The organism is Parvibaculum sp., from assembly GCF_049651025.1.
GTDB lineage: Bacteria > Pseudomonadota > Alphaproteobacteria > Parvibaculales > Parvibaculaceae > Parvibaculum.
The window spans coordinates 1-23,852 of sequence record NZ_JBASBH010000001.1; the positions used below are offsets into that span (position 1 = coordinate 1).

Sequence of the window (23,852 nt, forward strand, 5' to 3'; positions counted from 1 at the left end):
GCTCCTGAGGGGTGGCAAGAACATTGGCACAGTTGCGGCTTTTCAGCATGCGGACAGTGACATTTATGCACCGTTTTTAACAGACTTGGCCGGAGGGGTATTTCCCGCCCGGCCAAATCATCTCTTCCACAATTATCGCCTGACCCGCACGAAGCGGAAAACCGCCGCGATTACTGGATGCGGGGCGACCAGGCCGGGTCCGACGCGAAGGTTGGCGTCGACACCTGACGCTCATTCGCGCCCGTGAGATCGACCGACCACAGATTCGGACCGCCCTGCGCGCCGCGCCGCTCGCGGAAGAACATCAAGACGCGACCGTTCGGCGCCCATGTCGGGCCCTCATTGTGAAACCCTTCGGTCAGGATACGGTCGCCGGTGCCGTCGGGCTTCATGACGCCGATAACGAACTGGCCGCTGATCATCTTGGTAAAAGCAATATAATCGCCGCGCGGTGACCAGACCGGCGTCGCATAACGCCCCTGGCCGAAGCTGATGCGACGCTGATTGGAGCCGTCGGCATTCATGATGTAAATCTGCTGCGCGCCGCCACGATCGGATTCAAAGACAATCTGCGTGCCGTCCGGCGAATAGCTCGGCGCGGTGTCGATTGCGGCCGTATTCGTCAAACGCGTCACTTTGCGCGAGCGCAAATCCATCGTGTAGATGTTCGAGTTGCCGCCGCGCTGCAGGCTCATGATGATTTTCTGCCCGTCAGGCGAAAAACGCGGCGCGAAGGTCATGCCCGGAAACTCGCCGACCACTTCCTGCTGGCCCGTCTCGATGTCGAGCAGGTAAACGCGCGGATTATTGTTGTGATAGGAGAGATAAGTGATCTCCTGCGAATTCGGGCTGAAGCGCGGCGTCAGAACGAGTTCGGCGCCATTCGTCAACATGCGCGGATTAAAGCCGTCCTGATCCATGATCGTCAGGCGCTTCACACGACGATTCTTCGGTCCCGTTTCCGACACGTAAACAACGCGCGTGTCGAAGTAACCCTGCTCGCCCGTGAGGCGCTGATAGATCGCATCCGAAATCAGATGCGCAACACGCCGCCAATTGTCAGGCGTCGTGAAGAACTGCAGGCCGGTGAGCTGCTGCTCGCCGTAAACGTCCCAGAGGCGAAACTCGACGCGAAGCCGCCCGTCGGCCTCCATCTTGGCCTGCCCCGTCACCAGCGCCTGCGCCTTGATGATGCGCCAGTCGCCAAAACGCGGCGGCACGTTGATGTCCGAAACCTTCTCGATGAATGAGCTTTTGGGCAACGGCTTGAAGAGGCCGGACCGCTCCAGATCGTTCGTGACAACAGTCGCAATATCCGCACCTGCGGAAGCTTCCTGCCCTGCCCCACCGACAAAATCAGTGATCGCGATCGGCATCGGCTCGACATTGCCTCGATTGATGTCGATTTGCAGCGCCGCCTGAGCGGGTGCCGCGACAGCGCACACGATCACGGCGGCAATGGCAAAGCGCACCGAAAGCCTCGCGCGAAGGGCGCCCACTAGACTGCGAAATTCAAACATCGCGGTTCTCCTGCCTTAAGGGTTTAAAGCCCCAATCCCGATTAGTCTCAACGCCGCCCGCCAGCACCGACGCAACACAATCACACATTCAGTTGACGGAAAGAAAACAGGACACCCCACTCCCTCTCAACGCCTCACCCGTCGTTCCGTTTCAATCGCCCCTCCGGGCCCATCACATCATGCCCGAGAGATTGAAGTTAAGCTCCACATCCCGCCAGGTGCTGAACTTGTCCTGCGGCAGAAAATCGTAAGGCGCGCATTTCTGCACCGCCTGAATGGCGCGTTCGGCAAAAAGCCGCGACAGCGTGCCGCCGCTCGTTTCCTCGATCGTAGGCCGCCCGGCAATCGAGCCGTCCTGATTGAGCGAAAAGCTGATCTTTGCAAACAGCTTATCGGCATCGGCACCGCCCGCAAGATCGCCCACGTTCCAGCACTGCTGAACCTTTTGACGAATGGCATCGATCTCACTTGCCGTCATCGGCAAGTCGGCATCATCCGTTTCCGAAGCATCGGCCTTTTCGTCTGTCTTCTTCGCCTCGTCGGGCTGAGAGGCCGAGTCCGGAATCTTGTTCAGGAGCGCCGCGATCTTGGTCGGATCGAAGGTCTTCTTCTTTTCCGGCTTCTTTTCGGCGACAGGCTTCTTCGTCTCGGGCTTGGGCGGCTCGGGTTTCTTTTCTTCCGGTTTTTTCTTCTCGGCCTTCTTGTCCGGGATCGGCTCGGCCTTCGTCTCGGGCTCAGGCGGTGTCGGCGTCGCCTTTGGTTCCACCTTCGGCTCGGGCTGCGGCACGGGCTTGGGCTTTTCCGGCTCAGGCTTTGGTTTCGGCGTCTCGACGGGCTTCGGCTTGTCGACCGCCTTTTTTGCCTGACGCTTGAGGTTCGTCATCTCGGCGACCGTCAGCAGTTCGACAGGCAAGGCGCGCGTCTGCACCGGCACAAGTTCCTTGGTCGGAAGAGCCACAATGGTCGCGACCAACACGACAACGTGAATCGCGGCAGAATACAGAAGCGGCTTGCGCATACTCAAAGTGCTATTTCGTCCTGGCTTTGGGGGCCTGCGACGTATCGGACTCGGTCACCAGACCGACCTTGCTGAAACCGGCGGAGCTGATACGGCCCATTACATCCATGACGCGGCCATAATCGATCGTGCTATCGGCACGAACGAAGATGCGCTGCTCATAGCCGTTCTGCGCAATTGCCGTGAGGCGCGGCACCAGAGCGTCGGCCTCAACCGGCGTCTCTTGCAGGAAAATCTGCCCCCGGCCATCGATGGTGATGGTCAAGGGTTCGTTGTCGCCCGACAGCGACGCAGCTTGCGTCTTGGGCAAATCGACAGGTACGCCGACGGTAAGAAGCGGCGCTGCCACCATGAACACGATGAGCAGCACAAGCATGACGTCGACCATCGGCGTCACGTTGATATCGGCCATGGGCGCGCGCCGGAACTTGCTGCGCCCGCGCCCGCCACTTCCTCCCTGAGAGGAAAACGCCATGGTCAGCTCCGCTCGTCGAGTTGGCGCGACAGGATCGCGGAAAACTCATCCGCGAAACTCTCCATGCGCGAGCCGAAACGTCCGACCTGATTGGAAAACCGGTTATAGGCGACAACCGCCGGAATGGCCGCGACAAGACCAAGCGCCGTAGCAAAGAGCGCTTCGGCAATGCCGGGCGCCACAACAGCGAGGTTGGTGTCACGGCTGATCGCGATAGCCTGGAAGCTGTTCATGATGCCCCAGACTGTGCCGAAAAGGCCGATGAAGGGTGCGACCGAACCGACGGTGGCAAGAAACAGAAGCCGGGCCTCAAGGCTCAGCATTTCGCGGCTGATCGTGACCTGCATCACCTTGTCGACGCGTTCCTTGAGACCAAGGAAGCTGTCGGTGGCGATTTCCTGCGAACGGCGCCATTCGCGCATCGCGGCGATGAACAGGGCCGAAAGCGGATGCCCCGGACGGTGGCCGACTTCCTGATAGAGATCGTCGAGCGAGCGACCGGACCAGAACGTGCGTTCAAACTGGTCGGCGCGGCGTTCGACGCGATTGAAGCGCCACCACTTGTCGAAAATGATTGCCCAAGACCAGACCGAGGCAAAGAGCAGGCCGAGCATCACGATCTTCACGATCGCGTCGGCATGCATGAACAGGCCCCAGATGGAGAAATCCACCGGCACCGTGTTGACTGTCTGATTGGCGATGACCTGCGCCGTGTTCACGCCGGTTTCGATATGCTGAGTCGTCGGGTCCATTACCAGTTCATCTCCGAAAGCGCGCCCATCCACGGCGAAAATGGCACATAAGCGGACAAGCTTGCGGGCGCGAGGCAGAGCCTTGCGCTGGCGCATGTCCGAACATGCAATTGTACCCCCCGGGGCGAGGCCAAAGTTAGTCCACGAATTATGTCGAAACCGTGGCGCATTGTGGGACTTATCACGAAGTTCAATACCTTAGCGAATTGATGTTGCACGTAGACAACATCTCGGTCTTGGAGCGCTGCAGCAAAGCGCCGCGCCAGAACGCACCTAACCGATGAACGGCGCAAGCGCTGTCCGCGCCTTTTCCGGCAATCGACGCGGTCTCCCTTTTGCGTCAAGACAGGCCGCAAAAACAAGCGCCCGCCAGATTTCCTCATCCGCGCCAGCCTCATTCACCCGAAAAATCGCCTGCACGGCTTCAAGGCGCACGCCGCCGGCACGTGAATAACGCGTATGAACCTCCAGCCGGTCGTCGATCCGCGCGGGCCTGACAAAATCGATTTCCATGCGATGAATGGCGAAAGCCAGCGGGTCGTCGCCCTGAAAGAACTCGGTATGATTGACACCGGCAAGTCGTAAAAAATCCGACCGGCCGCGCTCGGCAAAGCGCAGATAATTCGCGTGGTAAACGATTCCGGAGAAATCCGTATCTTCATAATAGACCCGCACCGGAAGAATATGGGTCTTGTCCTCGATCCGCCCGGCGAGATCTGGCCAGTCGCGCCCGCTCATGGCCCGCCATCGCTATTGAAGAGAGCGCCCTGCCCGGCGATGCCGCCAACGGGCAAAGGCAGGCCCAGATGGACAAAAGCCGCCGCCGTAAGCACGCGCCCGCGCGGCGTCCGGTTCACGAAGCCTTGCTGAATGAGATAGGGCTCGATGATTTCCTCGATCGCATCGCGCGGTTCCGACAGCGATGCGGCGACCGTCTCGACGCCAACCGGGCCGCCGGAGAAACTGACGGCAATGCAGCGCAGATAGCGATGATCGAGTGCATCGAGACCGCGCTCATCGACCTCAAGCCGCCGCAATGCCTTGTCGGCCGCCTTGGCGTCGATGCGCATGACGCCATCCACAGCCGCAAAGTCGCGTACGCGCCGAAGCAGGCGACCGGCAACTCGCGGCGTACCGCGCGCACGGCGCGCAATCTCATGCGCGCCATCCGCCGTCATATCGACGCCGAGAAGCCCGGCACCGCGACGAACGATGAGTTCAAGCTCGGATATCTCATAAAAATTGAGCCGCACGGGAATGCCGAAGCGGTCGCGCAGCGGCGTCGTAAGAAGCCCCGTCCGCGTCGTGGCACCGATAAGCGTGAACGGCGCAAGATCGATCCTGACCGAACGCGCGCCCGGCCCCTCGCCGATGATGAGATCGAGCTGAAAATCCTCCATCGCCGGATAAAGGATTTCCTCAACTGCCGGCGACAGGCGATGTATTTCATCGATGAAGAGCACATCGCGCGGCTCGAGATTGGTCAGCAAGGCCGCGAGATCGCCCGCCTTGGAAATCACCGGGCCGGACGTCGCGCGGAAATTGACGCCAAGCTCTCGCGCCACAATCTGCGCAAGCGTCGTCTTGCCGAGACCGGGCGGCCCGGCGAAAAGCACATGATCGAGAGCCTCGCCCCGCGCCCGCGCCGCTTCAATGAATACAGCAAGATTTTCACGCGCCCGCGCCTGCCCCACGAAGTCGGCAAGCACCTGCGGACGAAGCGAACGTTCGGCTTCGTCCTCTTCCTTTTTACGCGCGCTGAGAAGACGGTCTGTCACCGGGCCATCTCCTTCAATCCCTGACGAATAAGCTGTTCGGCCGAGGCATCGGCCTCAAGTTTCTTCGCCGCCGAGGAAATAGCGCCCGCAGCCTGCGCCTGCGGATAACCGAGATTGGCGAGCGCGGATACAGCGTCGCGCATGGCCGCCGACGCATCGACAACTTGCGGCGCGCCGGGCACATCAAGGACGCTGGCAAGCATCCCGCCTTGCGGAGCCTTGTCTTTCAATTCGGTGACGATGCGCGCGGCGACCTTCGGCCCAACGCCCGGTGCCGCAGACACGGCTTTCTTGTCATCAAGCGCAATTGCGCGTGCAAGATCGCCCGGCGTCAGCGTGCCCAGAACACCCAACGCAACGCGCGTACCGACGCCCTGCACGCTCAGCAAAAGACGAAACCAGTCGCGCTCGACGTCGCTCGAAAAGCCGATAAGCCTGATCGCGTCGTCGCTGACCTTGGTCTCGATGGAAAGTGTAACCGCGCCACCCGCTGTAGGCATCGCATCAAGCGTGCGCCGCGAACAGGTGACGTGATAGCCGACGCCATTCACATCGACAATCGCCCAATCGGCGCCCGTCTCATCGACGATGCCCTTCAACCGCCCGATCATGCCCGCCTCGCCTTTGCGCCTGCCGCATCGCGCAGCAACGCCGCCGCAATCCGGTCATTGGCGCCGCCCGAATGGGCATGGCAAATGGCGATGGCAAGCGCATCGGCTGCGTGCTCCGTCGCAACGCCACAGCCGGGCAGCAACATTTCGACCATCATGCGAATTTGCCCCTTTCCCGCATGCCCCGCGCCGACAACCGATTTCTTGATGTGATTGGGCGCATATTCAGCAACCGCTATGCCGCATCGCGCGGGTACAAGCAACGCAATGCCGCGCGCCTGACCGAGCTTCAGCGCCGCCAGCGGATCGCGGGCGACAAAAGCCTGCTCGACCGCCGCCGCATCCGGCGCATGCGCCTCGAGAACGGCAACGAGACCGGTCTCGATTTGCACCAGACGCTCGGCAAGGCTCAGCCGGTCATTCGATGTGATGGTGCCATTGGCGACATGGGTCAGACGCGCGCCCGTGACGTCGATGACGCCCCAACCGGTCGCGCGCAAACCCGGATCGATGCCGAGATAACGAAGAGAGGCCGCCATGTATTGGGCCTGTGTGTTCAGGTCCGGCGACTGATCGGAGTATGCACCTGCAGGAAATCAGGTGGATATTTTCTCCATCATCGAATCGGACAACTCGAAGTTTGAATAAACTTGCTGCACATCGTCGTCGTCGTCCAGCGCTTCGAGCAGTTTGATGAGCGTCTCTGCCTTCTCGTCATCGACCTCAATCGAATTTTGAGGCTTCCAGACGATCTTGGCCGAACGCGGTTCGCCAAACTTCGCTTCAAGGGCGCGCGCAACCTCATGCAGGCTGTCCGGCGCACAGAAAAGCTCGTGGGCCTCCTCGCTCGACTGGCAATCATCGGCACCAGCATCGATTGCCGCCTCGATCATTGCGTCGGCGCTCGCAACTTCAGGCGCATATTCAATACGGCCAAGGCGCGAGAACATGAACGAGACGGAGCCCGTCTCGCCAAGATTGCCGCCATTCTTGGTGAAAAGTGAGCGCACTGAACTCGCCGTGCGGTTGCGATTATCGGTCAGCGATTCGACGATGACGCCGACGCCACCGGGGCCGAAGCCCTCATAGCGGACCTCTTCATAATTCTCGCCACCCTGATCCGCGCTCTTCTTGACGGCGCGTTCGATATTGTCGCGCGGCATGTTTTCAGCGCGCGCATCCTGAATGGCGGCGCGCAGACGCGGATTATAATCGGGGTCGGGCAAGCCCATTTTCGCCGCGACGGTAATTTCCTTGGCGAGCTTGGAGAAGAGCTTCGAGCGCTTCTTATCCTGCGCGCCCTTCCGATACATGATGTTTTTGAATTGTGAATGGCCGGCCATGCCGTCTCCAAATTACTGAGTGACGCGCTGAGCCGCACGTCGAGTGCGGGCTTTTTATAGGATTGCTCCCCTCCAAAATCCAGCACGACACGCTGCGACCTGAATACACGCAAAAAGTGTTGTATGATTTTATATTCCCGTTTAACGTGTGCTTAACGATTCACACCTACTGTGAGGATGTTCCGGCTGACAACAGATGGCGCCCACCATCCGGGCCGGACGCTTCGCAGAAGTTCCGGTTTCGCGGTTTGCCCAAACCCGCAAGGCCGGACTGCCTCCGCAGGAAGCGGCGGCAAACGCGCCCCGTCCACGGCAACTCGCCCACCTCGAGTGTCTTGGGCGGGGCGCATTCATTTTCAAAACTGGAAAGGGTCAGCCGCCGTAAACGGCGGTCGGCCAGGCATAATCGGCAGCATCAACGCGGCCGAAAGTTGCTTCCTCGATGAAGCGCGCAACCAGCCGCTCATTGAAGATCGCGTGATACTTCGCATGGCCCTTGCGGGCGACGGCCTGCCGCTCTGCGTCATGCGCGAGGAAATAGCGCAACCTGTCGGCGAGATCCTGAGGCCCGCTGTAAAAGGCGAACTCATCCTCGGCAAAGATCTCGCCATAGCCGCTCGCCCGCTCGACGAAAACGAGAAGCCCGTTGCCCGCAAACTGCGCGAGCCGGTCCGACGAATAGAGGTAATCGTTATCACTGCGATTGAGGTTGAGTCCCATGCGGGAATTGGCAATGGCGTCGAAATAGGCAGCGCCGAATATCGGCCCCTTGCCGTCGATACCGAAAAATCCATATCGCGCCTCGGGCACAGCCGCCTTCAAAGCTCTCATTCTGTCCGCACGCCAAGGCGTACCTTTTTCGCTGCCTATGGCCGACAGAAGATCGAAGGATTGATCCGTGCGCGCGAAGCACTCAAGCGTCTCGATGGACCGGTCCGTCGGATTGGGAATGAAGGCAACACGATGGGTTGAGGTCGCGAACTGGGCAAGCGTCTCGCCTGCCGTGGTGATGAAAGTGATGTCGGCAACATCGGCGAGCCGCCTGATGCGAGGCGGGTTCTCGGGCAGAAAAACCGGATCGAGGTTGACGGCCGCGATGCGCAGCGCCGGGAGAAATCCCCTTATCTCTCGCAGAGTGTCATTGCCGATCTGGTCGGCATGCATCATCACGATGAGATCGGGACGAAAATCGCGGCAAACATCTACCAGCAGACGATTGGCTTTTCGCATACCGGCGCGGCCAATACCCCAGGGACTTATGCTGCGCGCAACGTCGCGGTCACTATAGGAAATGACGGCGTGGCCGTTGCGCGTAAAACCGTTAACGAGCTTCCTGACCGTTGCATAGAAATTCGCGCCAGCCTTCTTCTCGTTGTAGTTCCCTACAATGACGATTTTCAATTCCGCCCCCGGCGCTCATCAGCGCCAAACCAGATCTTGCCGGCCACCATTCGAAACAATGCCGGAACAATACCTACCGCCCCGAGCCACCAGCTTTGCCATAATCCGTGGCTGATGTAACTAACGACGGCAATGCTGGTCAAGGCAGCAAAACAGATAACCCGCGGCTGGGTAGCAAGGCCTGCAATGCGATGAACGAGGACGGCCCAGATCGCAGCCGCGAACAATGCGCCAACCGCCCCATATTCGTACCAGACCTGCAACGCGCCATTATGGGGATGCAATATGCCCGTACCGGGAAAATAGAGATGCGCCATCCCCCAATCCTGCACGACGCGCGCCGCCTCGACGCCATGCCCGAGGATATAAGCATCGGGAATGGCGGAACTTACCGCACACCAGATTTCAAGCCGTGCGCCGACCGAAGCGGCATCCCATCCGATGCCGGGCTGTAAAAGCGCCGGGCAGGAGGCGAGGAAGAAGAACGGCATGCCGACAATAAGCGCGATGCCGACAACGCCGACAAGCAGCGTCCCGATGCGCGGTGCTATCCGGCAAAACGCATAGACGATAAGGCCTACAACGATCACCACTGGCGCCGTCTGGCTCTGTGTCAGGAGAACGGCGGCGAGGGTGGCGAACGGGAGAAGGAGCGCAAGACGGTTGCGGCCGTTTTCAAGCGCAGCAAGCAATGTCGGCCACAAGAGCACGGCCATGATCACCGCCGCACGATTGGCGCCGATCTCCGCCTTGTCGAGCGTCTTGCTGCTCGCCACCAAACGATAAAGCCCCGCATCAGTGAGCATGTTCACGGAGATCAGGACAATGCCGAAGACGAAGCTGACGAGGAGCAGCTTGCGCAAACGCCCCCTGTGTTCTTCAGAAAGCTCAGCCGCCAGAAAGAAAAGGAATATTCCCATGGCGAGCGAAGTCGCAATCTTGACCGCGCGCTCAAGTCCATAAGCGATATCGGGCGACCAGAATGCGGACAGGCCGATCAGAAGAACCGCACCTCCCCAGACCCACCACACTTCCGTTTCCATCAGCGGCATGCGCATGCGCTGGCGAAGCCTGATGGCGCCGACAAGGGCGAAGGCGGCAGCGATCGGCATGACGGCGCCCATGATGCGGGGTGCGAGCACGCTGATCCAGGTGGCAAGACTGACAAGGACCGCGAATGCGATGCTTTCGGGCCGCCGGAAAACGATCAGTATATCGCGAGCATTTTCAATCCATGCCGATCTTGTCATAGGCGGACTACTCGGAAATCGTTGGCAGAGTTTGCTTCAAGCGCCCACCGACACGCACGGGCTCGATACGAAGCGCGAGGCCCGTGCCGGGTTCAATTTCGACATAGACGCCGCAAAGCGTTGCCGGCCCAAGTGCTGGCGTGAAACGACCGCGCGGAATCTTCGACAGAAAGCGGCTAATGGGCTCTTCCTTTTCCATACCGATAACGGAATCGTAGTCGCCGCACATGCCTGCGTCAGTTTGGTAGGCCGTGCCGCCCGGCAGGATCTGTGCATCCGCAGTCGGCACATGGCTATGCGTACCGACGACGAAACTCGCGCGCCCGTCGCAGAAATGCCCCATCGCCATTTTTTCCGACGTCGCCTCGCCATGGAAATCGACGACGATGGCATCGGCGACCTCACCAAGCGGGCAGGAATCGATTTCGCGTTCGATGGCGCTAAAGGGATCGTCCAGCGGATCCATGAAAACGCGACCCATTGCATTGATGACAAGCACGCGCTCGCCGCTCGCAGTCTCAAGAAGGCTCGCCCCGCGTCCCGGCGTGCCTTTGGGAAAATTGATCGGCCGGATGAGGCGCGGCTCGCGCTCTATATGCACCAGCGCCTCACGCTGGTCCCAGGCGTGATTGCCAAGCGTCACGGCATCGACACCGGCATCGAAAAGATCGTTGCAAATCTGGGCTGTAATGCCAAAACCACCCGCCGCGTTCTCGCCATTGACGATCACGAAATCGAGGCCGAGGCGTTCGCGAAGGCCGGGTAGATCGGCAACAATGGCGTCGCGCGCGGCGCGCCCTACGATGTCGCCCAGAAATAGCAGCTTCATTATGTCTGTCCCGATCCTTGTCTCGAAAAGGCCCGTGCACCGCATTCCGTCACGATCCAGTCGAGCGGCTCGTCAACGCGTTCAAGGGGAAGGTGTGTCACTTCCTGGTCGCTAAAGGCAAGACCCACGGCAGCGACGCCCGGATTGCGCTGGCGCAGGGCCTCGAGCGTCCGGTCGTAATAGCCGCCCCCATAGCCAAGCCGGTGCCCCCGGCCATCAAAGGCAAGGAGCGGCACCAGAACCAGCATCGGCGTGACCTCCGGCGCATCGCCAGCCGGTTCGCGCGTGCCATGCGGGCCGGCAATCAACGCGTCGCCTGGCTTCCACAGGCGAAAACCCAGCGGAGCGGCCATAGCGGCAACATGGGGGAGCGCGAGAGGGTGCCCAAGCGCTGCCACGCGGCGCATGATTTCGCCCGGATCGGCTTCGCTGCCGATGGGCGCATAACCCGCCACAACCGCGCGCGAGCCCAGAGGCACATGGGAAAGGAAATGGTCCGCAAACCGCGAGGCGGCCGCTGGACCCAAAGCCGCATGGGCAATCGCCCGCCGCGCCTTGGCCGCCGCTCTCACCTCTGATTTGGCTTGCGCGGCTGTCATCGACGCCCGGGTAATGATGTGGAAGCCCCGTGGGTGAAGTGGGGCCGCCTTGGCCGTTGGAACGGTGATTCTCGGAGACCTACACATGTAGGTGGGCGTCGTGTGAAGGAAACCACAGTCTCCCTCAGGGACAACTCCCTGAAGAATCGTAAGGCCCCGAGATAAAAGTGTTCCTGACGAGCCAGGCAGCACCCAGGCACATATCGGGCTTGCATGGGGCTCAGGTCAAGGGGCGTCACTGAAGGAAGAGGCGTCAGGCGGTCTCGACGCGCCGGGCGACATCCTCGATCCGCCGCGCCGCACTGTCGAGAACATCGGCGAGAAGATCTTCAGCCTCGCGCGAACGCTCCAGCGCCGCGATCCGCGTCTGTGTGAGCTGTTCTATATCGGCCTCGAGCATCTTTACCTTGGCAAGCGCCTCGGAAAGCTCGTCGGCCACCAGAAGCGCCGCCATCAGCAAAAGCCGCGTTTCCCCGACCTGCCCAACCTGCTGGGCAAGGTCCGTGACATGCAGATTGACGTGGGCGGCGAGGTCCTTGAGATGCGCCTCCTCGCCATCGCCGCAGGAGACCATATAGGCCTTTTCGTTGATGAGAACTGTGACCTGTCCCATGAATTCAGCCTTCTTTCCGAGCCTTATTCGGCATCTGCAAGCACTTCGCGGATGCCGTCGATCGCGTTGGCCAGCGTTTCGGAGGCCCGCTCGTTCAATTCATTGATGCGCCGCGCCTCGGCCTTCATCTGATCGAGTTCCTCGGCCAGACGCGCCCGGTCTTCCTTCAGCGCATTAACCTCGCTCTCAAGCTGGACAGCCGACTGCGCCCGCAGCAACTGACGGTGAATCCCTGCCTCCAGCCGGTCAAGTGCGCCTTTGAAGCGCTCTGTCGCGGAATCGAGTTTGCTCATGCTTTCCCAAATTTCCGAAAATCGTGAGGCGATCCCGTGGCCTCTTGTCTCACCATAGGCGTCGTGACGAAATGAGGTCAATCCGGCAGGCGCGACAAGAGCGCCCAAACCCCGGAAATGCGCGACTATTTGCATGAATCCATCATTGACTCACCGAATGGCGCATGGTCAATGTGGCCCCGCTTGCCGGACCCCGAAACCTAGCGGACCAGGCACCCTTCCGCCGACAGATATGCGGCGCGGGACGTAGCTCCGGGCCAGCCAAGCCGGCCTCCCAAAGGGCTTTTCGCCCTGACGCTCTTGAAGAGTTTAGAGACATGACGCCAGCAGATCAGTCGGCCGCCCCCCAGAACAAGAGGAGCGCCGCTGCTGCGTCGCCTCTCCATCGCGATATGGCAAACGCCATCCGGGCACTCGCAATGGACGCGGTTCAGGCCGCCAATTCCGGCCATCCCGGCATGCCCATGGGCGCCGCCGACATGGCGACCGTGCTGTTCAGCCGCTTCCTGAAAATCGACCCTTCAAAGCCCCATTGGCCCGATCGCGACCGTTTCGTGCTGTCTGCCGGTCACGGCTCGATGCTGCTTTATGCGCTCCATTATCTCCTTGGCTACAAGGACATGACGATCGAGCAGATCAAGAATTTCCGCCAGCTCGGCTCCATCACGGCGGGTCATCCCGAATATGGCCATGCGCTCGGCATCGAGACGACGACCGGCCCGCTCGGTCAGGGCATCTCGACCGCCGTCGGCATGGCGCTGGCCGAACGCATGTCGGCCGCCCGCTACGGCGCCGACATTGTCGACCACTACACCTATGTCATCGCCTCGGACGGCGACCTGATGGAGGGCATCAGCCACGAGGCGATCAGCCTTGCCGGCCATCTGAAGCTCTCCAAGCTTATTGTCCTCTATGACGATAACGGCATCACCATCGACGGTTCGCTCGACCTTTCGGAATCGGGCGATGCGCTGATGCGCTTCAAGGCGGCGGGCTGGAACGCCTCGCGGATCGACGGTCATAACGCCGAAGAGATCGCCATCGCCATCGAGGAAGCGCGCAACTCCGACAAGCCGACGCTGATCGCCTGCCGCACCGTCATCGGCTATGGCTCGCCCAACAAGCAGGGCAAGTCTTCCTCGCATGGCGCAGCCCTCGGCAACGACGAAATCGCGCTGGCCCGCCAGACGCTCGGCTGGGCGCATGAGCCGTTCCACGTTCCCGCAGAGGTTGTGGAAGAGTGGCGCGCGGTCGGTCGCGACGGCGCCAGGGCGCAAGCTGAGTGGAAGGCTCGTTTCGATCAGCTTTCGAGCGAAAACAAGCGCGAGTTCGAGCGCGAGCTTGAGGGCACGCTGCCTGCGAACTTCGTTGCGACGATCAACGACTATAAAAAGAAGTTGTCCGCGGAACGCCCGAGCTGGGCGACGCGGAAATCTTCCGAGGAAGCGCTGAACGTCATCAACGCGATTATCCCCGAAATGGTGGGCGGCTCGGCCGACCTCACCGGCTCGAACAATACGCGCTCGAAAGGCCAGAAGGCGATCACGGCTTCGGACTTCTCCGGCTCCTTCATCCATTACGGCATCCGCGAACACGGCATGGCAGCCGCCATGAACGGCATGGCGCTGCACAGGGGCTTTATCCCCTATTCCGGCACCTTCCTCGTCTTCACCGATTATTGCCGCCCGGCGATCCGCCTCGCGGCGCTGATGAAGCAGCGCGTGATCCATGTGATGACGCATGATTCGATCGGCCTTGGCGAAGACGGCCCGACGCATCAGCCGGTCGAGCATCTGGCGAGCCTTCGCGCCATGCCGAACCTTTATGTGTTCCGCCCCGCCGACGCGGTGGAAACGGCGGAATGCTGGCAGGCCGCGCTCGAAGCAAAGGAAACGCCTTCGGTCCTCGCCCTGTCGCGCCAGAACCTGCCGACGGTCAGAACGACGCATACGGACGAAAACCTCTGCGCGAAGGGCGGCTATGAACTCGTGGCCGCAACCCTGCCCGCAAAGGTGACGCTGATCGCCACCGGCTCTGAAATCGAAATCGCCGTTGCCGCGCAGAAGCTTCTCGAAGCCGAAGGCATCGGCGCGCGCGTCGTTTCCATGCCCTGCGTCGAACTCTTCGAAGCCCAGTCGAAAGACTACAAGGCAAAAACGCTCGGCGACGGTACTGTGAAAGTCGCGATCGAAGCCGCTGTGCAGTATGGCTGGGATCGTTATATCGGCCCCGATGGCGGTTTCGTCGGCATGACGGGCTTCGGCGCGTCGGCTCCCGCCTCAGATCTCTACAAGCATTTCAACATCACCGCAGAAGCCGCTGTCGCCACCGCGAAAGCGTGCCTCAAGGCCTAATAGCTAGATCCAGGAGACAATAAAATGGCAGTTCGCGTTGCGATTAACGGTTTTGGTCGAATTGGACGCCTGGTGCTTCGCGCCATCGCGGAGTCAGGCCGCAAGGACATCGAAGTCGTTGCGATCAACGATCTGGGTTCGGTCGAAGCAAACGCCCATCTGCTGAAGTGGGACTCGGTCCACGGCCCCTTCCCCGGCAAGATCAAGGTCACCAAGTCGTCCTTCGATCTCGGCCGCGGCCCGATCAAGGTGCTGGCCGAACGCGACCCCTCCAAGCTCCCCTGGAAGGACCTCGGCGTCGATATCGCGCTTGAATGCACGGGCATCTTCACCTCGAAGGAAAAGGCCTCGATGCACCTGACGGCAGGCGCAAAGAAGGTTCTGATCTCGGCGCCTGCAGACGGCGCGGAAATCACAGTCGTCTACGGCGTGAACCACAAGGACCTGAAGAAGAGCCACAAGATCGTCTCGAACGCGTCGTGCACGACGAACTGCCTCGCGCCGGTCGCCGCCGTGCTGAACAAGGCTGTCGGCATCGAGCAGGGCTACATGACGACGATCCACGCCTATACGGGCGACCAGAACACGGTGGACACGCTGCATTCGGACGCACGTCGCGCCCGCGCCGCAGGCCTCTCCATGATCCCAACCTCGACGGGCGCGGCCAAGGCCGTCGGCCTCGTGCTGCCGGAACTGAAGGGCAAGCTCGACGGCACCTCGATCCGCGTGCCGACCGCCAACGTCTCGGTCATCGACCTCGTCTTCACGGCAAAAAAGAAGACCACGGCTGAAGAAGTGAACGCGGCGATCATCGCTGCCTCGAAGACCCACCTCAAGGGCGTGCTCGCCACGACCGACGAGAAGCTCGTCTCGATCGACTTCAACCACAACCCGGCTTCGTCCACCTTCGATCTGACGCAGACGCAGGTGATCGACGGCAGGCTCGTGCGCGTGCTGAGCTGGTACGACAATGAATGGGGCTTCTCCAACCGCATGGGCGACACCGCCGTCGCCATGGGCAAGCTTCTCTAAATCGCTTCTCACTCCGCCCTCTCCTTTCGGGAGGGCGGAGTGAGGTCTGCTTCGCAACAGTCCGGCGAAGAAGACCCCCCCGACCGGATCGCGATGCAATCCGACCTCCCCGCACGTCGCGCATGGACGCGAAACGAAAATGGGGAAGTGAATGCAAGTCAGTTTTTCAAAGAAGACCGTTTCGAAACATGAGCAAGCACAAGACCCTCGATGATCTTTTCAAAGCTGTCGGCTTGATGGGCCTGAGGGTTCTCGTCCGCGCGGACCTTAATGTTCCGATGGCGGATGGACGCATCACGGATGCGACACGCATCGAGCGCGTTGCCGGAACGCTGACCGAACTGTCGAACCGCGGCGCCAAGGTGATAGTGCTGTCGCATTTCGGACGCCCGAAAGGAACGCCCGAAGCGCAATACAGCCTCGCGCCGGTGGCCGCCGCGCTTGAGCCCTATCTCGGCCGCAAGGTCGCCTTCTCGACCGACTGCATCGGCGAGATCGCCAAGCGCAATATCGACGCGCTGCCCGCAGGCGGCATCATCATTCTGGAAAACACCCGCTTCCATCCGGGCGAAGAACACAATGATCCCGAATTCGCCAAGGCGCTTGCCGAAAACGGCAATGTCTATGTGAACGACGCTTTCTCCTGCGCGCATCGCGCCCATGCCTCGACCGAAGCCATTGCACACGAGCTGCCCTCCTATGCGGGCCGCGCCATGGAAGCAGAACTGAAGGCGCTCGACGTCGCGCTCGGCAATCCGACGCATCCCGTCGTCGCCATTGTCGGCGGCGCAAAGGTTTCAACGAAGATTTCGCTGCTCGGCAATCTGGTGAAGAAAGTCGATGCGCTCGTCATCGGCGGCGGCATGGCCAATACCTTCCTCGCCGCACAGGGCAAGAAGGTCGGCAAGTCGATTTGCGAGCGCGACCTCCTTGATACGGCGCGTCACATTCTGGCCAATGCGCGCTCTGCCGGTTGCGAGATTCTTTTGCCGATAGACGTTGTCGTGGCGTCGGAATTCAAGGCGGGCGCTCTTGCGACCACCGTTTCCGTGGACGCCGTGCCCGACGACATGATGATCCTCGATGTCGGCGCGGATACGCTCAACTACATTGCAGGCCGCATCGAAACGGCAAAGACTATCGTCTGGAACGGCCCGCTTGGCGCATTCGAAGTGCCGCCCTTCGACACCGGAACGGTGACGGCGGCGCGCCATGTCGCCATGATGACGAAGATCGGCTCGCTGATTTCGGTGGCGGGCGGCGGAGATACGGTTGCCGCCCTCAACGAAGCAGGCGCAACCGAAGATTTTTCCTATGTGTCGGCTGCAGGCGGGGCTTTCCTTGAATGGATGGAAGGCGTCGAACTGCCCGGCGTCGCGGCGCTGGAACGCCAAGCGAAAAGCTGAAGATTTTGCGAAGCGCGTTCTGAAGGCCAATAATCTGAGAAGGATTTCGAGACATGACTGAAACGCTGGAATCGATTGCGCAAGCCATGGTCGCGCCGGGCAAGGGAATCCTTGCCGCCGACGAAAGCTCGGGCACGATCAAGAAGCGCTTCGACGCGATCAACACCGAGTCGACGGAAGCGAACCGCCGCGATTATCGCGAAATGCTGTTCCGCACCGACGATGCGATGAAGAACCACATCTCGGGCGTCATCCTGTTTGACGAGACGATCCGCCAGAAGGGCGCAGACGGCACGCCGCTTGTGGACCTGATCAAGAAGGCCGGTTCCATCCCCGGCATCAAGGTCGATGCGGGCGCAAAGCCGATGGCTGGTTTCCCCGGCGAAACGATCACCGAAGGCCTCGACGGCCTCGATGAGCGCCTTGCCGAATATTACAAGCTCGGCGCACGCTTTGCGAAATGGCGCGCGGTGATCGACATCTCGCCCGTGATCCCGACCAATGGTTGCATTGAAGCCAATAACGAGGCGCTCGCGCGCTACGCCGCGCTTTGCCAGAAGAACGGCATCGTTCCGATCGTCGAGCCCGAAGTGCTGATGGACGGCGACCACACGGCGGACCGTTGCGCCGAAGTGACCGAGGCCGTTCTGCACTCGCTCTTCAACGCGCTGGCGCGCCACCGCGTGAAGCTCGAAGGCACGATCCTGAAGCCGAACATGGTCGTCTCGGGCAAGAAGTGCCCGACGCAGGCCAGCGTTCAGGAAGTCGCCGAAAAGACCATTGCGGTTTTCAAGCGCACCGTGCCCGCCGCCATTCCCGGCATCGTCTTCCTCTCGGGCGGCCAGTCGGACGAAGATGCGACCGCGCATCTCAACGCCATGAACGCCATCGGCAACCTGCCCTGGGCGCTCTCCTTCTCCTATGGCCGCGCCTTGCAGGCGGCCCCGCAAAAGGCATGGGCCGGCAAGGCCGAGAACGTGCCCGCCGCGCAGAAGGCCTTCGCCCATCGCGCGAAGATGAACAGCCTTGCGGCACTCGGAAAGTGGAAGCCGGAGATGGAGAAGGCGTAAGAGTTTTCGCCTTCGTTGAATTGAAACGCCCCGCAAGAAATTGCGGGGCGTTTTTTTGTTTTTGGCTGTGGACTTCGAAATTGAATGTCATCCCGGGCTTGTCCCGGGATCCAGGGGCCGCATTCGCTGAGCACGCCGTCCTGGACCCCGGCACAAGGCCGGGGTGACACAGAGAGCGTGGTGTCGGAGGTGCGATGCTTTTCACGCGTCATTGCGAAGGTGGAAGGCGTCTCTTATCCGCGCTACAAAGCCCCTCCCCCGATTCCAACCGCATGAGACCCCATGAAGTCGATCAGCCAGCGTATTGCAGAAGAACTTGGCGTCCGCGAAGAACAGGTCGCCGCAGCGATCGAACTTCTGGATGGCGGCGCGACGGTGCCTTTCATTGCGCGCTACCGCAAGGAAGTGACCGGCACGCTGGACGATACGCAGCTTCGCACGCTGGAAGAACGCCTCGGCTATCTGCGCGAACTTGAAACGCGCCGCGCGGCGATTCTTGCCAGCATCGAGGAACAGGGAAAGCTCGACGACACGCTGCGCCACCAGATCGCAACGGCAGAGACGAAAGCGCGGCTGGAAGACATCTACCTGCCCTATAAGCCCAAGCGCCGCACCAAGGCGCAGATCGCCCGCGAGGCGGGGCTGGAAGCGCTGGCGGATGCGCTGAAGGACGATCCGAAGCTCGACCCGACGGCGACGGCCGCCGCCTATGTCGATGCGGACAAGGGCGTGGCGGACGCCGCGGCGGCGCTTGACGGCGCACGCTCGATCCTGATCGAGCGTTTTTCGGAAGATGCCGAACTCATCGGCGCGCTGCGCGAGGAAGTCTGGACGCGCGGCAAGATCGCCTCGAAGGTGCAGACGGGCAAGGAACAGGCGGGCGAGAAATTCGCCGACTATTTCGACTTCTCCGAGCCGCTTGTGAAACTGCCCTCGCATCGCATCCTCGCGCTGTTTCGCGGCGAGAAGGAAGAGATGCTGAGCCTGACGCTGGTGCCTGAGGAAATCGTGCCCGGGCAGGAAGGCCAGCCGAGCTCATACGAACGCCGCATCGCGCATCATTTCGGCATTACCGATCAGGGCCGCGCCGCCGATAAGTGGCTGGCCGACACGGTACGCTGGGCGTGGCGCACGAAAATCCTGCTGCATATCAATCTCGATCTGCGCATGCGCCTGCGCCAGAACGCAGAAGACGATGCCACGAAGGTCTTTGCCGGAAACCTGCGCGATCTGCTGCTGGCGGCACCTGCGGGCACGCGGGCGACCATGGGCCTCGATCCGGGGTTTCGCACGGGCGTGAAGGTTGCCGTGGTCGATGCGACGGGCAAGGTCGTCGCGCATGACACGATCTATCCCCACCAGCCTGCGAACCGCTGGGACGATGCGATTGCGGTGCTGGCGCGACTGGCGCGCGCGCATAAGGTCGACCTCATCGCCATCGGCAATGGCACGGCCTCGCGCGAGACGGACAAGCTGGCGGGCGAATTGATCTCGCGCCATGCCGACCTCAAGCTCACCAAGGCGATGGTGTCGGAAGCAGGCGCGTCGGTTTATTCAGCCTCTGCCTATGCGTCTGCCGAATTGCCGGAACTCGACGTGTCGATCCGCGGCGCGGTGTCGATCGCGCGGCGTTTGCAGGACCCGCTGGCCGAACTCGTGAAGATCGATCCGAAGTCGATCGGCGTCGGCCAGTACCAGCACGATATCGGCGAATACAAGCTTTCGCGCTCGCTCGATGCTGTGGTGGAAGACTGCGTGAACGGCGTCGGCGTCGATGCGAACACGGCTTCCGTGCCGCTGCTGGCGCGCGTTTCGGGCATCGGCGAAAGCCTCGCGCAGAGCATCGTCGCCCATCGCGATGCAAACGGCCCCTTCCGCACGCGCGGCGAGCTGAAGAAAGTGCCGCGTCTCGGCGCAAAGGCGTTCGAGCTTTGCGCGGGCTTTCTGCGCATCCCCAATGGCGACGATCCGCTGGACGCATCAAGCGTGCATCCCGAAACCTATCCGGTCGTGCGCCGCATCATCGAGAAGACGGGCGACGATCTGAAAAACCTGATCGGCAATGCGACGACGCTGCGCCAGTTGCGCGCGGCGGACTTCACCGATGAAACATTCGGCCTGCCGACCGTCACCGATATTCTGAAGGAACTGGAAAAGCCGGGCCGCGATCCGCGCCCCGCCTTCAAAACAGCAACCTTCCGCGACGGAGTGGAGAAAATCTCCGATCTCGAACCGGGCATGATCCTCGAAGGCGTGGTGACCAACGTCGCGGCCTTTGGCGCTTTCGTCGATGTGGGCGTGCATCAGGACGGCCTCGTCCATATCTCGGCCATGTCCAGCACCTTCGTCAAAGACCCGCGCGATGTGGCAAAACCCGGCGATGTGGTGCGTGTGAAGGTGCTTGAGGTGGACCCGCAGCGCAAACGCATCGGCCTTACCATGCGCATGGACGACGAAATTCCCGTGGCAGGCCAAGCCAAGGAGCGGGGCCAGAACCGCAGCAGCGGCGCGCGCCCGCCAATGAAATCCTCGCCCAAGCCCGCACGTCAGGAAGAAAGCGCCGGCGGCGCTCTCGCCGATGCGTTGCGGCGCGCGGGCTTTGACGGGCGGAAATAGCGGCACTGCAGATGCGTCTTATGGAAAAATTAGCCGACACTTCCCGTGCGCGTTGCATTTAGCGCGATTGCTGCCAATTTAGCACAGCGTACAGACGATCTTCGCGACATAGTAGGTCGACAGGTTCGGCAAGGATTCTTGATCCTTGCTCATTATCCCCCGGCCAATATGGGCATTCTTCGGACGGGGGTGGGGATTGGGCAATGAACGACAATTTCGAAAGCATTGATGCAGCCAGGCTGAACTCGCAACGACCTGACCCGGAACCGGAGGAGACATGGATGCCCGGCTGGTACATCGCCCCGGCCATCATTATCGGTCTGGGGCTCTGGGGCATGGCATTTTACGGGCTGGGGCACCTCGTCGGCTTTCTGGGCTGAATTGAAGGGGGTGCATGGCTCCCCGCTTCGCGCTACAAACCGGCCATGAGCAAGAAGAACGATCCCGTCGCCGAAGAGCGCGAACCCTGCCGCCTTTATCTCGTCACCCCGCCGAGGCTGGAGCCGCGCGCCTTTGCCGATACGCTGAAGGCCGCGCTGGACGCAGGCGACGTCGCCTCGCTGCAATTGCGTCTGAAGACGGAAGGCGAAGCCACCGCCGACGCCGACACCATCCGCCGCGCAACCGAGATACTTATGCCGCTGGCGCAATCCTATGACGTCGCCTTCATCATCAACGACCGCGCCGATCTTGCCGCCGAACTGGGCGCGGACGGCGTGCATATCGGCCAGGATGACGCGCCCTATGCGGAGGCCCGCAAGCTGGTCGGTCCCGACCGGATCGTCGGCGTGACCTGCCATGACAGCCGCCACCTCGCCATGGAAGCGGGCGAAGCGGGCGCGGATTATGTGGCCTTCGGCGCCTTCTTCGAAACCGGCACAAAAACCCCAAAAGCCCGCGCCGAGCCGGAAATTCTGACCTGGTGGTCTGAAATGTTCGTCCTGCCCTGCGTCGCCATTGGCGGCATCACGGTCGAGAACGCCACCCCGCTGGTCGCGGCAGGCGCGGACTTCCTCGCCGTCTCGGGCGGCGTCTGGGCCCATCCCGGCGGACCGGCGGAAGCCGTGCGCGCCTTCAATCGGGTCCTGACCGAACCGCGCCAAAAGCCATAAAAGCATGGTCTTTCCGGCGGCTTGATGCTATCAGAGCGCCGCTGCGCCCTTCCTGTCGGCGCGCCTGGCCCTGAACGCCAAATCCCTGGAAAGTCCTGAGAACAACCCATGCCCAAGATCAACGGTAATGAAATCCGGCCCGGCTACGTCATCGAACATCAGGGTGGCCTCTGGGCGGCGGTCAAAGTGCAGCATGTGAAGCCCGGCAAGGGCGGCGCCTTTGCGCAGGTCGAACTAAAGAACCTGGTCGACAACCGCAAGCTCAACGAACGCTTCCGCTCCGCAGAGTCGGTCGAGCGCATTCGCCTTGAGCAGAAGGACTACCAGTATCTCTATGAAGTCGACGGCATGTTGACCTTCATGGACGACGAGAATTACGAGCAGATCGAGCTGTCGCGCGACTGGGTCGGCGACCGCGCCGCCTTCCTGCAGGACGGCATGAAGGTGACGGTCGAAATGCATGAGGGCAAGGCGCTCGGCATTTCGCTGCCAGATCAGGTCGTGCTCCAGATCACCGACACAGAGCCTTCCGTGAAAGGCCAGACGGCGACCAGCTCCTACAAGCCCGCGACGCTTGAAAACGGCGTCCGCGTGATGGTGCCGCCCTTCATCACGTCGGGCGAAAAGATCGTCGTCGACACGAACGAAATCACCTATCTGCGCCGCGCCGACTGATGTCACGTCACACCCCCGTCATGACGGTCATGGTCGCCGCCGCCCGCAAGGCCGCGCGAGGCCTTCAGCGCGACTTCGGCGAAGTCGAGAACCTTCAGGTCTCGATGAAAGGCCCTGCCGATTTCGTGACCGCCGCCGACAGGAAAGCCGAGAAGATCATCTTCCAGGAACTGTCGAAAGCGCGGCCCGGCTATGGCTTCCTGATGGAAGAAGGCGGCGTGGTCGAAGGCGCCGACAAGTCGCATCGCTGGATCATCGACCCGCTCGACGGCACGACGAACTTCCTGCACGGCATTCCGCATTTCGCCATCTCGATCGGCCTTGAGCGCGACGGCCAGATGGTGGCGGGCGTCGTTTACAATCCGATCACCGACGAAATGTTCATCGCCGAAAAAGGCCAGGGCGCATTCGTGAACGACCGGCGCATCCGCGTCGCGGTCCGCCGCGAGCTGACGCAATGCGTCGTCGGCTGCGGCACGCCGCATATCGGCCGCCCCGGCCATGAACGCTACATTTCCGAACTGCGCGGCGTGATGCTGAACGTCTCGGGCGTGCGCCGCATGGGCGCCGCCTCGCTCGATCTCGCCTATGTGGCAGCCGGACGCTTCGACGCCTATTGGGAAGCCAATCTCGCTCCCTGGGACCTCGCAGCAGGCATCGTCATCGTGCGCGAGGCAGGCGGCACGGTGAGCGACATGGATGGCCGTGAAAACATGCTGGCAAGCGGCAGCGTCATCGTCGGCAACGAGATGGTCCATGCCCAGCTCTCCAAGGTGCTGAAAAAGGCCCATCTGGACGGCTGAGCCGCCGCATCGCCCTGCCTTCCGTCGAAATCCGTTTCCGTCTGCTCGTCGCAACATGCGCTAAAGCCTGTTGTCATCGTGCGAACTTGCCTAGACTGACGGCCCACGACATTCGTACGGGCAGCGGATCCAAGCCATGACATCTCTTTACAAGCGCCGGGCCTTCGCCTCCGTGACCGCATGCGCGCTCGCTATCGCCATGGGCCTCGCAACGCCCGCCGCCACATATGCGGCGGAAGACGACCTGCCCATCGACGCCGTGCCGCTGATCCGTCCGCATACGCCGACGCGCGGCCTTCAGC

General features: G+C 61.4%; 24 protein-coding genes and 1 other RNA gene. 9 read left to right on the forward strand and 16 right to left on the reverse strand.

The features are described 5' to 3' along the window. Positions 1-170: 170 nt before the first annotated feature. The 16 genes from tolB to WA943_RS00080 all read right to left on the reverse strand — a co-directional run bounded on the left by tolB (position 171) and on the right by WA943_RS00080 (position 12,482). The gene (gene tolB, locus WA943_RS00005) at positions 171-1,520 is read right to left on the reverse strand and encodes a Tol-Pal system beta propeller repeat protein TolB (protein WP_424467409.1); all 1,350 of its coding nucleotides are present in this window, start codon (positions 1,518-1,520) and stop codon (positions 171-173) included. A gap of 172 nt (positions 1,521-1,692) precedes the next feature. Then, positions 1,693-2,544, reverse strand: a complete 852-nt coding sequence (locus tag WA943_RS00010; protein WP_424467411.1) for a hypothetical protein — start codon at positions 2,542-2,544, stop codon at positions 1,693-1,695. A gap of 4 nt (positions 2,545-2,548) precedes the next feature. Next, positions 2,549-3,013: a protein TolR gene (gene tolR, locus WA943_RS00015; protein ID WP_424467413.1), complete on the reverse strand. Its 465-nt coding sequence runs from the start codon at positions 3,011-3,013 to the stop codon at positions 2,549-2,551. 2 nt (positions 3,014-3,015) lie between these two features. Continuing rightward, positions 3,016-3,765 (reverse strand): protein TolQ, encoded by a 750-nt coding sequence (gene tolQ / locus WA943_RS00020; protein WP_424467415.1) that lies wholly within the window; start codon positions 3,763-3,765, stop codon positions 3,016-3,018. A 273-nt stretch (positions 3,766-4,038) separates the two neighbouring features. Next, a complete protein-coding gene (locus tag WA943_RS00025; RefSeq protein WP_424467417.1) occupies positions 4,039-4,503 on the reverse strand; it encodes a YbgC/FadM family acyl-CoA thioesterase in 465 nt (154 codons plus the stop codon). Then, a complete protein-coding gene (gene ruvB, locus WA943_RS00030) occupies positions 4,500-5,543 on the reverse strand; it encodes a Holliday junction branch migration DNA helicase RuvB (protein WP_424467419.1) in 1,044 nt (347 codons plus the stop codon). The genes WA943_RS00025 and ruvB overlap by 4 nt, the downstream gene beginning before the upstream one ends. After that, a complete protein-coding gene (gene ruvA, locus WA943_RS00035; RefSeq protein ID WP_424467421.1) occupies positions 5,540-6,154 on the reverse strand; it encodes a Holliday junction branch migration protein RuvA in 615 nt (204 codons plus the stop codon). Before ruvA ends, ruvB begins: the two co-directional genes overlap by 4 nt. Further along, positions 6,151-6,693: a crossover junction endodeoxyribonuclease RuvC gene (gene ruvC / locus WA943_RS00040; RefSeq protein WP_424467423.1), complete on the reverse strand. Its 543-nt coding sequence runs from the start codon at positions 6,691-6,693 to the stop codon at positions 6,151-6,153. The genes ruvA and ruvC overlap by 4 nt, the downstream gene beginning before the upstream one ends. A 57-nt stretch (positions 6,694-6,750) precedes the next feature. Then, positions 6,751-7,497 (reverse strand): YebC/PmpR family DNA-binding transcriptional regulator, encoded by a 747-nt coding sequence (locus WA943_RS00045; protein WP_424467425.1) that lies wholly within the window; start codon positions 7,495-7,497, stop codon positions 6,751-6,753. 372 nt (positions 7,498-7,869) lie between these two features. Next, a complete protein-coding gene (locus WA943_RS00050; RefSeq protein ID WP_424467427.1) occupies positions 7,870-8,898 on the reverse strand; it encodes a glycosyltransferase family protein in 1,029 nt (342 codons plus the stop codon). Next, positions 8,895-10,148, reverse strand: a complete 1,254-nt coding sequence (locus tag WA943_RS00055) for an O-antigen ligase family protein (protein ID WP_424467429.1) — start codon at positions 10,146-10,148, stop codon at positions 8,895-8,897. Before WA943_RS00055 ends, WA943_RS00050 begins: the two co-directional genes overlap by 4 nt. Positions 10,149-10,155: 7 nt before the next feature. Continuing rightward, positions 10,156-10,977 (reverse strand): TIGR00282 family metallophosphoesterase, encoded by an 822-nt coding sequence (locus WA943_RS00060; RefSeq protein ID WP_424467431.1) that lies wholly within the window; start codon positions 10,975-10,977, stop codon positions 10,156-10,158. Beyond that, positions 10,977-11,576 (reverse strand): 5-formyltetrahydrofolate cyclo-ligase, encoded by a 600-nt coding sequence (locus tag WA943_RS00065; protein WP_424467433.1) that lies wholly within the window; start codon positions 11,574-11,576, stop codon positions 10,977-10,979. The genes WA943_RS00060 and WA943_RS00065 overlap by 1 nt, the downstream gene beginning before the upstream one ends. Positions 11,577-11,613: 37 nt before the next feature. Further along, a non-coding RNA gene (gene ssrS, locus WA943_RS00070) (6S RNA) lies at positions 11,614-11,771 on the reverse strand. A 58-nt stretch (positions 11,772-11,829) separates the two neighbouring features. After that, the gene (locus WA943_RS00075; RefSeq protein WP_424467435.1) at positions 11,830-12,189 is read right to left on the reverse strand and encodes a cell division protein ZapA; all 360 of its coding nucleotides are present in this window, start codon (positions 12,187-12,189) and stop codon (positions 11,830-11,832) included. Between the two features lie 23 nt (positions 12,190-12,212). Then, complete coding sequence (locus WA943_RS00080) at positions 12,213-12,482, reverse strand: DUF4164 family protein (RefSeq protein WP_424467437.1); 270 nt, start codon at positions 12,480-12,482, stop codon at positions 12,213-12,215. A 392-nt stretch (positions 12,483-12,874) separates the two neighbouring features. Here WA943_RS00080 and tkt point away from each other — a divergent pair, with 392 nt between their 5' ends. The 9 genes from tkt (at position 12,875) to WA943_RS00125 (ending at position 23,550) form a co-directional block, all read left to right on the forward strand. Beyond that, on the forward strand, positions 12,875-14,836 hold the full coding sequence (gene tkt, locus WA943_RS00085; protein ID WP_424467455.1) for a transketolase: 1,962 nt from the start codon (positions 12,875-12,877) through the stop codon (positions 14,834-14,836). A gap of 24 nt (positions 14,837-14,860) precedes the next feature. Then, positions 14,861-15,868: a type I glyceraldehyde-3-phosphate dehydrogenase gene (gap, locus tag WA943_RS00090; RefSeq protein ID WP_424467439.1), complete on the forward strand. Its 1,008-nt coding sequence runs from the start codon at positions 14,861-14,863 to the stop codon at positions 15,866-15,868. A 188-nt stretch (positions 15,869-16,056) separates the two neighbouring features. Continuing rightward, complete coding sequence (locus tag WA943_RS00095) at positions 16,057-17,274, forward strand: phosphoglycerate kinase (protein ID WP_424467441.1); 1,218 nt, start codon at positions 16,057-16,059, stop codon at positions 17,272-17,274. Positions 17,275-17,327: 53 nt separating this feature from the next. Then, complete coding sequence (locus WA943_RS00100) at positions 17,328-18,344, forward strand: class I fructose-bisphosphate aldolase (RefSeq protein WP_424467443.1); 1,017 nt, start codon at positions 17,328-17,330, stop codon at positions 18,342-18,344. A gap of 282 nt (positions 18,345-18,626) precedes the next feature. Further along, entirely contained in the window at positions 18,627-20,960 is a 2,334-nt protein-coding gene (locus tag WA943_RS00105) for a Tex family protein (RefSeq protein ID WP_424467445.1), read from the forward strand. A 203-nt stretch (positions 20,961-21,163) separates the two neighbouring features. Then, the gene (locus WA943_RS00110; RefSeq protein WP_424467447.1) at positions 21,164-21,340 is read left to right on the forward strand and encodes a hypothetical protein; all 177 of its coding nucleotides are present in this window, start codon (positions 21,164-21,166) and stop codon (positions 21,338-21,340) included. A gap of 45 nt (positions 21,341-21,385) precedes the next feature. Next, the gene (thiE, locus tag WA943_RS00115) at positions 21,386-22,072 is read left to right on the forward strand and encodes a thiamine phosphate synthase (RefSeq protein WP_424467449.1); all 687 of its coding nucleotides are present in this window, start codon (positions 21,386-21,388) and stop codon (positions 22,070-22,072) included. A gap of 108 nt (positions 22,073-22,180) precedes the next feature. Next, a complete protein-coding gene (gene efp / locus WA943_RS00120) occupies positions 22,181-22,747 on the forward strand; it encodes an elongation factor P (protein ID WP_424467451.1) in 567 nt (188 codons plus the stop codon). Then, positions 22,747-23,550, forward strand: a complete 804-nt coding sequence (locus WA943_RS00125; protein WP_424467453.1) for an inositol monophosphatase family protein — start codon at positions 22,747-22,749, stop codon at positions 23,548-23,550. The genes efp and WA943_RS00125 overlap by 1 nt, the downstream gene beginning before the upstream one ends. The last annotated feature ends 302 nt before the right edge of the window (positions 23,551-23,852 follow it).